At 42.4% G+C, this 14,149-nt stretch carries 15 protein-coding genes; 7 read left to right on the forward strand and 8 right to left on the reverse strand.

Annotated features, from left to right (window positions below):
• Positions 1-220 precede the first annotated feature (220 nt).
• The 5 genes from asd to MN869_RS13455 all read right to left on the reverse strand — a co-directional run bounded on the left by asd (position 221) and on the right by MN869_RS13455 (position 5,740).
• Positions 221-1,072, reverse strand: a complete 852-nt coding sequence (asd, locus tag MN869_RS13435) for an archaetidylserine decarboxylase (RefSeq protein ID WP_243308122.1) — start codon at positions 1,070-1,072, stop codon at positions 221-223.
• Positions 1,069-1,917, reverse strand: a complete 849-nt coding sequence (locus MN869_RS13440) for a rhodanese-like domain-containing protein (RefSeq protein ID WP_243308126.1) — start codon at positions 1,915-1,917, stop codon at positions 1,069-1,071. Before MN869_RS13440 ends, asd begins: the two co-directional genes overlap by 4 nt.
• 326 nt (positions 1,918-2,243) lie before the next feature.
• Complete coding sequence (gene pncB / locus MN869_RS13445; RefSeq protein ID WP_243308127.1) at positions 2,244-3,461, reverse strand: nicotinate phosphoribosyltransferase; 1,218 nt, start codon at positions 3,459-3,461, stop codon at positions 2,244-2,246.
• 143 nt (positions 3,462-3,604) lie between these two features.
• Positions 3,605-4,090, reverse strand: a complete 486-nt coding sequence (locus MN869_RS13450) for an ankyrin repeat domain-containing protein (protein ID WP_243308129.1) — start codon at positions 4,088-4,090, stop codon at positions 3,605-3,607.
• A gap of 126 nt (positions 4,091-4,216) precedes the next feature.
• Positions 4,217-5,740, reverse strand: coding sequence for a catalase (locus tag MN869_RS13455; RefSeq protein ID WP_243308131.1), 1,524 nt, complete (start codon positions 5,738-5,740; stop codon positions 4,217-4,219).
• Positions 5,741-5,934: 194 nt separating this feature from the next.
• Here MN869_RS13455 and dtd point away from each other — a divergent pair, with 194 nt between their 5' ends.
• Positions 5,935-6,375, forward strand: coding sequence for a D-aminoacyl-tRNA deacylase (gene dtd, locus MN869_RS13460; RefSeq protein ID WP_243308133.1), 441 nt, complete (start codon positions 5,935-5,937; stop codon positions 6,373-6,375).
• Positions 6,376-6,422: 47 nt separating this feature from the next.
• Here dtd and MN869_RS13465 read toward each other — a convergent pair whose 3' ends face one another.
• The 3 genes from MN869_RS13465 to serB all read right to left on the reverse strand — a co-directional run bounded on the left by MN869_RS13465 (position 6,423) and on the right by serB (position 9,012).
• Positions 6,423-6,902, reverse strand: coding sequence for a hypothetical protein (locus MN869_RS13465; RefSeq protein WP_004657026.1), 480 nt, complete (start codon positions 6,900-6,902; stop codon positions 6,423-6,425).
• Positions 6,903-7,050: 148 nt separating this feature from the next.
• A complete protein-coding gene (gene aciT / locus MN869_RS13470) occupies positions 7,051-7,386 on the reverse strand; it encodes a ciprofloxacin tolerance protein AciT (RefSeq protein ID WP_004803470.1) in 336 nt (111 codons plus the stop codon).
• Positions 7,387-7,791: 405 nt separating this feature from the next.
• Positions 7,792-9,012, reverse strand: coding sequence for a phosphoserine phosphatase SerB (gene serB / locus MN869_RS13475; protein WP_004803468.1), 1,221 nt, complete (start codon positions 9,010-9,012; stop codon positions 7,792-7,794).
• Between the two features lie 61 nt (positions 9,013-9,073).
• Between serB and MN869_RS13480 the strand changes: the two genes are divergently transcribed.
• The 6 genes from MN869_RS13480 (at position 9,074) to MN869_RS13505 (ending at position 14,140) form a co-directional block, all read left to right on the forward strand.
• Complete coding sequence (locus MN869_RS13480) at positions 9,074-10,369, forward strand: hypothetical protein (protein ID WP_243308134.1); 1,296 nt, start codon at positions 9,074-9,076, stop codon at positions 10,367-10,369.
• A 283-nt stretch (positions 10,370-10,652) separates the two neighbouring features.
• A complete protein-coding gene (ribBA, locus tag MN869_RS13485) occupies positions 10,653-11,774 on the forward strand; it encodes a bifunctional 3,4-dihydroxy-2-butanone-4-phosphate synthase/GTP cyclohydrolase II (RefSeq protein ID WP_243308136.1) in 1,122 nt (373 codons plus the stop codon).
• Between the two features lie 11 nt (positions 11,775-11,785).
• Positions 11,786-12,256: a 6,7-dimethyl-8-ribityllumazine synthase gene (gene ribE, locus MN869_RS13490; RefSeq protein ID WP_004803462.1), complete on the forward strand. Its 471-nt coding sequence runs from the start codon at positions 11,786-11,788 to the stop codon at positions 12,254-12,256.
• Between the two features lie 3 nt (positions 12,257-12,259).
• A complete protein-coding gene (nusB, locus tag MN869_RS13495; RefSeq protein ID WP_004657014.1) occupies positions 12,260-12,709 on the forward strand; it encodes a transcription antitermination factor NusB in 450 nt (149 codons plus the stop codon).
• Positions 12,710-12,723: 14 nt separating this feature from the next.
• Positions 12,724-13,641, forward strand: a complete 918-nt coding sequence (gene thiL, locus MN869_RS13500) for a thiamine-phosphate kinase (RefSeq protein ID WP_171550916.1) — start codon at positions 12,724-12,726, stop codon at positions 13,639-13,641.
• Positions 13,619-14,140 (forward strand): phosphatidylglycerophosphatase A, encoded by a 522-nt coding sequence (locus MN869_RS13505; RefSeq protein WP_171550917.1) that lies wholly within the window; start codon positions 13,619-13,621, stop codon positions 14,138-14,140. The genes thiL and MN869_RS13505 overlap by 23 nt, the downstream gene beginning before the upstream one ends.
• The last annotated feature ends 9 nt before the right edge of the window (positions 14,141-14,149 follow it).

The following is a 14,149-nucleotide window of genomic DNA, read 5'->3' on the forward strand; positions in this document are numbered from 1 at the left end:
TATTGATCAGTGGTCGATCCAGAAAGTAGTTACTGAATATGGTTGCGAAAGTTAAAATTCCTAAAAATTCAAAAAATGAAAATTGTGGTATTAAAAATTTCATCATTATTTGCCTTTATTTTAAATTATCTGAGATTATTTCAAGTACTATAAAATATATAAGATTTAAACTATAAATAAAAAGCCCCAATTTTGGAGCTTTTTAAAAATTACATCTAAATTAAACCGAATGACCTAAACGCTCACCCATCACCACCGTCGAATTGGCTTTAAACTGCTCTTCCCAAACCATTTTATCTTTTTCAAATAAAACCACAGCGGTTGAACCTAGGTAGAAGCGCCCTAATTCCGCACCTTTATCCAATTTCAGTTGATGATGTTGCAATTCAACTTTGCCAGAGGGTTTCACTTTACCTGTCGCAACTGTTTCAATCCCTGCCACAATCATTGCACCAACCAAAACCACCGCCATACGACCCAGCTCGGTATCAAACAGACAGACCATACGTTCATTACGTGCAAACAAGCCCGGTACGTTTTCAGCCGTGGTTTGGTTAACTGAGAACAACTCACCCGGAATATATAAGGTTTCGGTCAATGTCCCCGCCAATGGCATATGGACGCGGTGATAATCTTTCGGCGATAAATACACGGTTGCAAATTGACCATCAATAAATGGTTTCGCCAACTGCGGATCACCAATCAATTTCTCAACAGAAAAGCTTTGACCTTTGGCTTGAAAAATATCACCCGCTTCAATTTTACCGAGCTGTGAAATCACACCATCCGCAGGACATACAATGCTATCCGCTTGTTCATCAATGCCACGGACACCTTCTTTTAACGCACGGGTAAAAAATTCATTAAATGACTTATATTGCAGTGCATTGCTTTGCGCCGCAATGCTCATATCAATACCGTATTTTGCTTTGAATGCCTGAATCACAGCAGTTTTTACCAAGACATTTTCACTTGCGGCAACCTTACCAACCACACGACTCAGTTGATGTTGTGGCACAAGATTCTGTGCTTTGATAAAGAGTTGTTTTTTTAAATCTGCTGCAAAACTCAAGACGGTGACTCCCCTGAAATAATAGGACTATCGAGGCGATTGCCCCATTCACTCCACGCACCATCATAGGCCCTAACTTGCCAGTTGAGCAATCTTGCCAAAATATACGCCAAGCCAGAACGGTGATGAGACTGACAGTACACCACCACAGGTTGTTGTAAATTAAAGCCTAATTGTTCTAAACGTTGTTGTGTGCGTTCAAGCGGGTGTAATTTTAGATGATTTTCACGGTTTAGGGCAGTACTCCATTCAAAATGCAGTGCATTTGGGATGTGACCGCCGCGTCGCGCAGCGAGGCGTAAGCCTGTATATTCCTCGTTAGTACGGCAATCCCAGAGTTGAATATTGTCTTGTTCAACTTGTTGTAACAATTCATGATATTCAATCCGATGCTGCTGTACCGTATCCAAATCAATTTGAAATAGATCAGCAACGGGTTGAACTGGATCAACTTCAGCTGTGGTCGGCAAAACTGCGCCCAACCAGCCGTGAATGCCGCCATTAATCAAACTGGTGCGGTTAAAACCCAAGCAATGTAAATTCCAGATTAAACGTCCAGCCCACGCCCCACCTTCATCGTCATAAACCACGACATGATGCTGAGGTGAAATATTTAACTTCTCAATTAAAGCCTGTAAGCCTGCTAACTCAGGCAACACCCCATTGGCTTGTTCTTGTTGTGCAACCAAATATTTAGGCTGTAAATGAATTGCATGGGGAATATGCAATTGTTCATATACCGAAGCTCGGCTTAAATCGACAATACGAATCAACTCGCTGCCCAAATAAGGAACAAGTTGTTCAGGCTCAATCAGTAAACCCAGTTTAAAATCTACGTCAGTCATGGTTATGCTGTTTTATCATCCGCATTAGGGGTGATATTAACATAGCCGACTTTTTATCTTTGTCTGATTTTTTGCATTCATTTAGCAGAAAAGAAGATATAGCGAAGTTAAATAATTGAATTTTCATTACAGAGTCTTACTGTGTTCTCATCCTATTTCGGGATAAGCCTTCGGCTCGACCTACTTTTGTTTCGACAAAAGTAGGCAAAACCATTGTCATCCACAAAACCTGTTCACTTCTTTCATCTATTTAGCTATATCGCAAAAAAGGTTTCTTGCTTATATCACGCAGGTTGTGGATGACGTTTACGCGTATCGAATTAAAGTTATAAAGTCTCACTTGTTTCTTCAATATCAAACACCTGACGCAAATACGCCAAGAAGGTATCATTATCCGTCATAGTCTTACCCGGACTATCCGAAATCTTCGCCACCGACTGACGATTACACTCCACCAATTTCAACACAATATTCAACGGCTTCTGCCCCATATCATTGGTCAAATTGGTGCCAATCCCAAAACTCACTTGGAAACGATCTTTAAAATACTGATGCAAGGACCATGCTTTTTCTAAATTTAAACCATCACTAAAGGTCAACATCTTGGTCTTGGTATCAATCTTGAGTTTGCGATAATGTGCATACGCCTTATCACCCCACTCATATGGATCGCCACTGTCATGACGTAAACCATCAAACAATTTGGCAAAATACAAATCAAAATCACGCAGGAAGGCATCCATTCCCACCACATCGGTCAGAGCAATACCTAAATCACCACGATACTCTTGCACCCATGCTTCCAATGCGGCTTTTTGGAAATTACGTAACCGCACATCAAGCGCCTGAAAAGCCTGCAAGAATTCATGCGCCATGGTACCAATCGGGCTAATCCCCAATTGCTTGGCCAACAATACATTACTGGTACCGCGGAATACTTTGGGTGCCACAGCCTGAAAGGCTTGCACCACATGTTTCTGCCATTCAAAACTATAACGACGGCGTGTGCCAAAATCAGAGACTAAGAACGGTGGCTCTTTATCTTGTTGTTCTTGGGCATAGTGCTGTAACTGTAGCAATTTCTGTTGCAGACGGCGTTCACCCTCAAGCAATACCTCATCGCTACGGATACGACGGAAATACAATTCATTGACGATGGCCAAAACAAAAATCTCAAACATCATGGCCTGAACCATCGGGCCTTCAATGCGAATATCTAAACGCCCAGCCTCATCAATACTGGCTTGAATAAAACGACGCTTGAGTTGGAACAGTTCCAGATAATCAACAAAATCACTTTTAATAAAACGCAATGAACGCAGGTACTGTAATTCATCTTCTGCGAAACGCAGTTCACAGAGTAAATCCAGCTGCTGATTCAAGTCATCCAAAATATCAACTAAAGGATAAACCGTATCTTCTAAATTGCGGCAACGAAATAAATAAACACTATGCGTTTGCGGAAACTGATGCAACACCACCTGTAACATGGTGAATTTATATAAGTCGGTATCCAGTAAAGATTGAATAATTGGTGTAGACATGACTGAATTAGGATCTATTCTATTTCAAGCATTAAAGCATACTTTTATCCAGAAATGAGACTGTCTACGACGATGGATATTTTTCTCAAAATCATCTGACGCGGTGTCTTTTTAAATTCAATAGCTTAGGAAAATAGCAAAGCTTAGTTGGAGAGCTCAGCCTGAATCTGTTTTAAGCGTTGCTGTTGTCCGAATTGAATTGCAAACTGTTCAGCGCTGAGTTGACCCGTTTTTGCGGCATTAACATCACAATCGACCTGACGCAATTGTTTGGCAATGCTCCATTCTGGTTTAACAATCGCACCCATCAGTGCCGTATGCCCCCGTTTGTCCCGAAGGCAACGATTCGCATGATGCTGTAGCAATATTTTTACGGCATCTTTCTGCCCATAATAACTCGCCATCATCAATGCGCTATAACCAGAATGATCTTGAATATCAATCGGAAAACCATACTTTAAAAACTCTTGTAAGACCTCAACATTACCCACTTTGGCTGCGGAGAAGAACAACTCAACCACTTCTTCAGAACCATTGCTCTGTTCAGATGGTGTTATCGCATGAACCGAAACCAAGAAATTGTTACAGATCATACTGATGGCAAAAAATACCGAGCGTAAATGGAGCATGGCAATATCCTTAAAATCTGAAATGAGTGCCTGTAACACTCGCCCTAGGTGCAGGAAAGGCTATTGAGGTTACAGGACTTTCTGGGGGTAACTTTCAGGCACCTGTTACCACATCAACAAAACGTTTTATTCATCTTTCAGTTGAGCTGCTTTGCTTTGCACATTGTTCAGATTCACTTTTAGTGCTTTGGCAAGACGTGTTCCATAATCAGCATCCGCCTTATAGAAGTAAGACAGCATAATGGTCTTGGTCTCTACATCTTTGACTTGTCCAAGGTCTGCCGCAAGATTACGAATCAAGTCATTTTTTTCTAGCGCAGAATAGCTACGGTATAACTCACCTGCTTGCTTGAAGGGTTGCTGTTTCTGAATTGCCTGTTGTAAAACCGTTCCTTGCAATGGTGTTGCGACCGCTCTTGCAAGCTCCGTTGCAGGTTTAGGCTCAATCGTGCTTGGCTCATAATTGACCTGAGACTCGGTTTGCCCCATGTTCATAAAGCCGTCTTGGTTGTTGTTATTCACCGCAACCCGAGGACGATTCACTGGAATCTGTTGATGATTGGCACCTAGACGATATAACTGGGTATCCGAATAAGAGAAGATACGACCTTGCAGTAAGCGGTCTTCTGACGGTTCAATCCCAGGAATCAAGTTGCCTGGTGCAAAAGCCGATTGTTCCGTTTCCTGAAAGAAGTTCTTCGGCATACGATTCAGGGTCAAGGTTCCGACTTTGACTTCAGGCAGCAGATCAGTTGGCCAGATTTTGGTTGCATCTAATGGATTGAAATCAAATTTATCTAAGTCTTTTGGATCAAGCACCTGAATGTACAAGTCCCATTTCGGATAATTGCCTGCATCAACATTTTTATACATATCATTAGTCAAATGATTCCAGTCACGACCTTGAACTTCACGTACCTGATCAAGATTCAACCCTTTCACACCTTGTTTAGAACGCCAGTTGAACTTAACGTACTTATATTCACCTTTGTCGTTATAGAGTTTAAAAGCATGCACACCAAAGCCGTCTAGCGTGCGATAGCTTTCTGGTGTGCCTAAGTTTGAATAGACATAGGTCAACATATTGATTGACCAAGGCTGGCTTTTTAAGAAGTCAAAAATACGGTTCGGATCTTGGACATTGCTGACTGGATCAGGCTTCATGGCATGGACAAAATCAGGGAACTTGATCGCATCACGGATAAAGAATACCGGCAGATTATTGCCGACCAAATCCCAATTGCCCTGCTGCGTATAGAATTTCACGGCAAAACCATGCGGATCACGTGCGGTTTCAGGCGAACCCTTCGGATGGATGACGGTTGAGAAGCGGACAAAAACAGGTGTAGTTGTACCAGCTTTAAACATCGATGCGACAGTTAAATCAGACAAATCTTTTGTTGCGACAAAATCACCATAGACGCCTGTACCACGTGCATGCACCACACGCTCGGGAATACGTTCACGGCCAAAACGTTGTAATTTTTGAATCAGCTGGACATCTTGCAACAAGGTTGCGCCATTGGCACCCGCGGTCATGGAGTTTTGATTGTCACCTACAGGTGCACCATTGTCTTTGGTTAAAGGGGCTGCATACGCTGTGCTCAGCGTTGCTGCCATTATTGTGAATAAAAATGTTCGCTTAAACATACTGTTAAATCCAAAATCTAAATACCTTTCCTGCACGGGGACTATACAAAGATTTAGACAATAGATAAAAAAGATAATTTTAATAAAATAAATCGAAAAATAAGATCAAAGACAATCTAGTGCCTTGATGAGGTCATGCTGAATAAGCAAATCTGTTAGACTACTGCCCTGATTCAATACCGATCTTCATTTTTATGCGCGCATTAATTCAACGTGTCCTCGAAGCCAAAGTTGTGGTTGAAGGGCAAACCACAGGCGAGATTCAACACGGCTTATTGGTGTTTTTGGGTCTAGGTAAAGACGATACTTTAGAAAAAGGCCAAAAGCTAATTGATAAAATCTTGAAGTATCGTATTTTTGATGATGAACAAGGCAAAATGGGCTGGAATGTCAGCCAAGCCAATGCTGGGATTCTATTGGTTTCGCAATTTACCTTGATGGCACAAACGCAAAAAGGCTTACGTCCTGACTTTGGACCCGCCATGCCTCCAGCAGAAGCCAAAGCCTTGTATGAACAATTAGTTGAATATGCGCAACAACAATTCGACCACGTGCAAACAGGTATTTTTGCAGCGGATATGAAAGTTCATTTAATCAATGATGGCCCTGTCACCTTTAATTTAGAGATTGAATAATTCTAGGCAATAAAAAACTCCCGATTTGGGAGTTTTCTATCAGCTTATTATTTGCCAGTTTTTTCTTTAATAAAGGCACGTGCTTGACGGATTTTTTCTTTGACTGGTTTTGGCACTTTAGGTGGAATCAATTTCGCCGCTTGGTTAAACCACACTAACAGACTAAAGTCGCCTTCCATTTTGATGCTGCCATCTTGCATACCCGTCATAAATGCGGTCGGGTCACCTTTCAACAAAGTTTTAACACCTTGCTCGCTTGATGCAAATTGTAAAATAAAATCTGCTTTTTCTGGGCTGCCTGCAACCGTATCAATCTTGCCACGATTCACAAGAATCTGACGGGCAAAACCTAAATCTGTACCAATCTGAATACGAAATTCACGGTCATGCACCAATTCAATAAACTTTGGGCTGGTACGTGCCAATTGCTTCATACGTAACGCCAAACCTGCCACTAATAAATCAAGTGGATCAGTACTTACATCAACGATAGGTAACTTAACCACAGGTAAAGAAGAAAGCTTCATGACATTTATGCCTACAGTATTATGATGAAAATTAAGACAACCGTATCCTAGCACAATTGTATATAAGTCTGTAAAAGCTTTGTTGCAGAAAATTAGTACAAAAAAGGCATGCTGAGCATGCCTTTGATGTTATTCAAATTATTATAATTTATCTGCTAGAACATTGCTGCTGGTCGTCCTTATATACAGGTGTATGTTCAATATACTGACGATTTGCCAGCTGTTTTTGTGCTTGTTTGTCTTCACGTAAAAGGATAAATGTAACCGTTATCATCGCAAGGCTTAACGCAGTCAAATAACTATAGGCGACGGACATCTCGAATATGGTTTGCGCGCCAAAGCGCACCACTTCTAACAGTCCCCAGCACAGCATACCCGCCAACATAAAACCTAACCAACGACGATAAGGAGAAAAGAAAACAGCAATAACTGCGACAGCGATTAAGCCAAATCCAACCCACATGGTGAAATTCGCTGCTTCCATAGAAACCTCCGTCTTAAAAGGGGTGGCCTGTATTTAATTCAGACCTCTATATTGTTCTGTAATCTCTAACAGTACTTCGTATTGCATTAACGTCTTTATGCATTATGGAGCGTTTTTTTTAGAAAAAAAGAGCCTGAAATTAACCTTACGACACAAGCTGTCGCAATATGCTTTTGTCATTACATTTTTAAAACATATAAAAGTCTTGAATGTCCATATAGCATCAATTACAGCGTGTCATTACAAAAAACTATGCCTCTTTTTTGCTGCAAAAAAACTTTTTTCGGAATTTTTTTATCGTTGTTTTTCTATACATTTAGACATAATTATGACGAATAAATGACGTACAAAAAATGAATAAGGCCGCAGTAAAAGCGACCTTATTTAAACCCTATAAACTTTGGGCTAAGCGCGGTTTAAATCTTTATCGTGCATCCCCAACAAGTACAGCACACCATCTAAACCAACACTTGAAATGGCTTGATTGGCATTTTGGCGGACCAAAGGTTTAGCACGGAATGCAACGCCTAGACCTGCAATTGAAAGCATCGGTAAATCATTGGCACCATCACCAACGGCCATCGCCTGCTCTAGCGAAATTCCCATTTTTTCGGCCAGTTGACGCAGTAGCTCTGCTTTACGGGCACCATCAACAATCGCACCTTTCACTTCACCCGTTACAAAGCCATCTTCTACATCAAGAATATTGGCATGTACTTCATCAATCCCAAGTTTTGCTTGTAAGTACTCAGCAAAGTACTGGAAACCACCTGATAAAATTGCGGTCTTATAACCCAAGGCTTTCAAGGTAGAGATCAAACGCTCTGCCCCTTCAGTCACGGTCAAACGTTCTGCAATTTTCGGCAATACAGAAGCATCCAAACCTTTTAATAAAGCAACACGGGCACGGAAACTTTGTTGGAAATCAAGTTCACCTAACATGGCACGCTCAGTAATTTCAGCCACTTGTGCACCGACGCCTGCTTCTAATGCCAGTTCATCAATCACTTCTTGCTCGATCAAGGTGGAGTCCATATCAAAGCAGACTAAACGACGATTACGGCGATAGGCATTGTCTTCTTGCACAGCGACATCAATATTTAACTCGCCAGATAGGCTTAAACATGCTGCACGCATCGCTTGTGCATCCAACATCTGTCCGCTGAGGCCAAACTGCACACAGGCACGACGTGGAAATTGGCTTTCTGCATCCAGATCTAAACGCCCCGATAAACGGGTGACCGTTTCAATATTAAAGCCTTGACTTGACACAATTTTAGTCACGGCTTGCAGATGTGCAGCAGTAAGTTCAGGTGCAAGCGCAGTCACGATATAGCGAGTTCGACCGCCTTCACTTACCCATTGATCATATTCTGCGTTGGAGATTGGTTTAAATCGCACAGTTAAGCCAATATCATGTGCTAAAATCAAAATCTCTTTCATTGCTAATGCAGTTGCAGTCTCATTATCCGATGCAACAACGATCCCAAGGGTCAGTTGATTATGGATAACTGCCTGCCCCACATCGAGTATTTGCAAAGAATGTACGGATAGTACCTGCATTAATCGAGTAAACTGATTCGGTTGATCTGGTCCTAGAAAGGATATAAGAATGATTTCTCGCATGAATTGACTCGTGGTTGAGCGACAACTATTGTAAGAATCATAACATAACCCATGAATCTATTTGCCTTGGAAATTTAACTTGAATGCGCCTCGCCAAGGGCTATTTGCTAGCCTACTGATCGTAAGTTTTGCATTGCATACCTTTTTATTGGTGATTGCAACGACACATCAACTCAATGAAAATCGCGCTAGCCAAGGACAACTGATGACCAGTCAGTTAGTGGCAGATAGTCTTGCCGAGTTGGAACCAGCCAATACCGTTTCACTGGCATTGGTGGCGAATCGTTATGCAACCAATCCGAGTGTTGCATCCATTCGTATTTTAGATGCCAATAAACAAGTGCTTGCAACCAGTGGCATGGCCAAAACCCGCCAAGGTGAAGGGTTCGTTCGTGATGCACTCCAAAATGAAAAGAAAGTCGGTACGGTTGAAATTACCCTTATCCAGCCGAGTATCGGTGAGATTTTACGGACTCAATGGTTAGCGATTTTAGTTTCACTCTTCATTCATGGGCTGATTTGGTTGGCCTATCGTGCCATCGCACGTCCAACACGCAGCGAATACTTGGCACGTATCAATCAAGAAAATCATCTCAAACATGAGATTCAACGTTTAACCCAAGCCCTTGCACTTGAAAAACAAAATGCCGTGACCTTGGTCGCTCAGGCGCAACAGCAGGCAAAAGCTCAAGCCAAACCACGTGTTGAAAAAAATCCAGTTGAATCCGTATCACTGGATGATCAAGCTTTGGCGCTCAATATTCAGTTTTATGATCCTAAGCAATTATTGAGTAGTGTGAATCAGTCTGTTTCTGTCCCATATTTCAAACTATGCCAATTATTTTTAGATAAAAGTATTGCGCTCTGTACCAAGCATTACCAGATTGATCCTGCTCAGATTCAGGTGGTTCAAGAATTCAATGCAGATGGTGCAAGCTTGGCGACTACATCAGACAAAACACATGCGCTGGAGTGTCTGATGATGGTCGGTGCCGTGTTCCAATTATTGGCTGATGTACTGTATAAACGTTATCGTGAAGATAAACGTTTTGCTTTACAAACCCGTGGTGCTGTTGCAAGTGCAGTCGATGCCATGCAGTTAGATGCAGTTGAAGCCGCGAAACGATTGGCACAACACTTACATGCCAAAGAAGCAGCTTTGCATTTAAATCATGAACAGCTCAAAAGCATTCAAAACAGCTATGAATTAGTGGCAATGCCAAATCCAAGTAATATCATGACCCGTCATGCTTTTATGATTAATGGCATGAATGAAGAATGTGCAACGTTGGCGCAAACGCTACGTACCGAAATTTTAATGGGTAAAAAAGCCAGAGCATCAACAGAGCTGGAATAAATAGCTCTTAGGCTACGCTAATCGAGTCATTCAAAACACAAGGCTTTGTCTAGATACAAAGCCTTGTGTTTTTTTGTTTAGCCCATAGATATAAAGCTTACAATCGCATCACACTGTGTTTTAAAGTGGCAAAGCTGGGCAGGATAATGTGTTGCAAGATAATTTGTTTGGCCTGACTTTTTATTGATAAAGAAGCACAGGCGAAATTTTTTAAAATGCGGTAAACTATGCCAGATTTATCGAATACTAGTGCCAAAAAAGGCAAGATAAAAGGTGAAAGCGAATGCCGCTGAGTCATGTTGAAGAGCTTGTTGCAGATATTCGTGCAGGCAAAATGGTCATCCTGATGGATGATGAAGATCGTGAAAATGAAGGTGACCTCGTCATCGCCGCAACGCATGTTCGCCCTGAAGATATTAACTTCATGATTACCCATGCACGTGGTTTGGTTTGCTTAACACTCAGTCGCGACCGCTGTAAACAACTCAACCTTCCGTTGATGGTTGATCAAAACGGCGCGCAGCACGCAACTAACTTCACGCTTTCAATTGAAGCTGCAGAAGGCATCAGCACAGGTATTTCAGTTGCGGAACGCGCCCATACTATTCGTACTGCGGTTGCGGCACATGCCAAACCAAGTGATATCGTTCAACCGGGTCATATTTTCCCATTAATGGCACAACCAGGTGGTGTTTTGCACCGTGCAGGTCATACCGAAGCAGGTTGTGACCTCACCCGCTTAGCAGGTCTAGAGCCAGCTTCTGTGATCTGTGAAATTATCAATGATGACGGTACAATGGCGCGTCGTCCTGATTTAGAAGTCTTTGCAGAAAAACACGGCTTAAAAATTGGAACCATCGCGGATCTGATCCATTACCGCATGACCAATGAACAAACCGTTGAACGCTTGTCTCAAGAAACCATTGAAACTGAATACGGTACATTTGAACTATATAAGTACCGTGAAATCGGCAATCCTGATATTCATGTTGCCTTAGTTAAAGGTGAACCAAAACAAGGCGTCACCACTGTACGTGTGCATGGTTTCAGCCCAATTCGTGATTTATTGAAATTGAATAAAGCCGACGGTTCTCCTGCTTGGAACTTAGACCTTGCCATGCAAACGATTGCTGCAAGTGATCGCGGTGTACTGGTATGGATTGGTCAGGGTCAATTAGAAGACCTTGGTCCTGCATTACAGAGTTTAAATCAGCCAAAACCACTGAAATCCAATGCCGCACTTTCCCACCAATATCAAACCATTGGTGTGGGTGCACAGATTTTACGTGATTTAGGCGTTGAGAAAATGAAGTTGTTGAGTTCCCCTCTTCGTTTCAATGCCTTATCCGGATTCAATTTAGAGGTAGTGGAATACATCACTGCCGATCAAATCACAGCAAAATAATCGAGGTTGCTATGGCAATTCGCCGAATTGAAGGTTTATTACATCTCGCAAGCGAAGGTCGTTATGCGATCTTAGTCGGTCGTTTCAACAGCTTCGTTGTTGAACATTTACTTGAAGGCGCAATCGACACTTTAAAACGCCATGGCGTTGCAGAAGAAGCGATTACCGTTATTCATGCACCTGGTGCATGGGAACTGCCGATTGTTGCGAAAAAATTAGCAGCTTCAAATAAATTTGATGCCATCATTGCTTTAGGCGCAGTGATTCGTGGCAGCACACCTCACTTTGACTTTGTTGCTGGTGAATGTGCAAAAGGTTTAGGTGTGGTTGCACTTGAAAGCACAATGCCTGTGATCAATGGTGTCTTAACCACAGACAGCATTGAACAAGCAATTGAACGTTCTGGTACGAAAGCAGGAAATAAAGGTAGCGAAGCTGCATTGACTGCAATCGAAATGGTTAACTTATTAAAGGCAATTTAAAGCATGTCGCAAACACTTCAGGCCGCTTATGCAGCGAAACGCAAAGCACGTCGTTTTGCTGTACAAGGGATTTATGAATGGCAAATGAGTCATAACCCAGTTCATGAAATTGAAGCACGCACGCGTGTTGAAAATGCCATGCACAAAGTTGACCTTAACTATTACCATGAATTGCTCACTCAAGTGGTTGCTCAACATGAAGCTTTAGATGAGTTACTCATCCCTGTACTTGACCGTGAGTTAAATGCCCTGGATGGCGTAGAACTTGCAACCTTACGACTAGGTGCTTATGAACTCCGAGATCATCTTGAAGTTCCATACCGCGTTGTACTTGACGAAGCGATTGAGCTAGCTAAACACTTTGGTGGTGCAGACAGTCATAAATACATCAATGGTGTATTAGACCGTCTTTCATCAAAGCTGCGTGAAGCTGAAAAACAGCAAGCAAAATAATAGGCTTGTGTTAAATGGCTGAGTTTTCAATTATTGAGCATTACTTTAAACGCACATCCAATACGGATGTCAGTTTAGGCATCGGTGATGACTCAGCCATTATTACCCCACCATCTTCACAACAACTGGTGATCTGTGCAGATACACTGGTTGCTGGTCGTCATTTCCCTTTAGACACCGCTGCCCATGCCATCGGCTGGAAAAGCGTCGCCGTCAATTTATCTGACTTGGCAGCAATGGGGGCAAAACCTCATAGTATTTTACTCGCATTGAGTCTGCCGACTGTTGATCATGACTGGCTGGCTGGATTTAGTCAGGGCTTGTTTGATTGCTGCGATCAATTTGATGTCAGCCTGATTGGGGGTGATACCACCCAAAGCACTCAACTCACGATTAGCGTGACTGCGCTAGGCTGGATCGAACATGGTCAGGCCATTACCCGTGCAGGTGCACAAGTCGGTGACTATATCTGTGTCAGCGGCCAAATCGGTGATGCTGCATTTGGATTACAACATCTTGGTCATGCCTTGCAACAACGTTTGGATTATCCAACCCCACGTTGTCATTTGGGTCAACAGCTCAAAGGGTTGGCATCGAGTATGATTGATATCTCGGATGGATTGGCGCAAGACTTAGGCCATATTTTAAAAGCATCCAATGTCGGTGCAAAATTACGGCTTGAGCAACTTCCGTTAGATTCATCACTCAAACAACTGGATCTGCAACAAGCGTGGCATTATGCGCTTGCAGGTGGTGATGATTACGAATTATGCTTTACAATATCGCCGCAAAACTTTAAACAACTGTCGCGACAACAATTAGATGTTCCGCTTACAATAATCGGCAAAATTACCCAACAAACTGGATTGTTATTTGAGTATATGGGCAAAGCACACCCATTACATGTTCATGGATACCAACACTTTGCATAAGCCTCCCATTCACTTTAGCCAAATGACTTGGTTTGACCGCTTCATCGTATTCTGCGGTGTCGGTTTTGGTTCTGGTTTAGCACCCAAAGCCCCTGGAACCTTTGGTTCTGCCTTTGCGCTGTTATTTGTCCCACTGTGGTTGTACCTTGGCTTGTCAGCAAGCCTGATTGCGATCGTATTCATGTCCTTCATTGGCATCTATATCTGTGGACATACTGCAAAAGTCATCAATGTGCATGACGATGGTCGCATTGTCTGGGATGAATTTGCAGGACAATCCATTACCCTCCTACCTTTGCTGTATTTACAGCAAATGAATTGGCTATGGGTCATTGTCGGGTTCATCTTATTCCGTATATTTGATGTCTGGAAACCATTCCCAATTAGCTGGGCTGACCAAAAAGTGTCTGGCGGCTTAGGGATTATGCTGGATGACATCATTGCTGGCCTTTGGGCGGCACTCTGTATTCTTATTTTTCATTTTTATCTTTTGACTTAAGCCACTATT

The sequence above is a fragment of the Acinetobacter sp. NIPH1876 genome (genome assembly GCF_022808535.1).
GTDB lineage: Bacteria > Pseudomonadota > Gammaproteobacteria > Pseudomonadales > Moraxellaceae > Acinetobacter > Acinetobacter higginsii.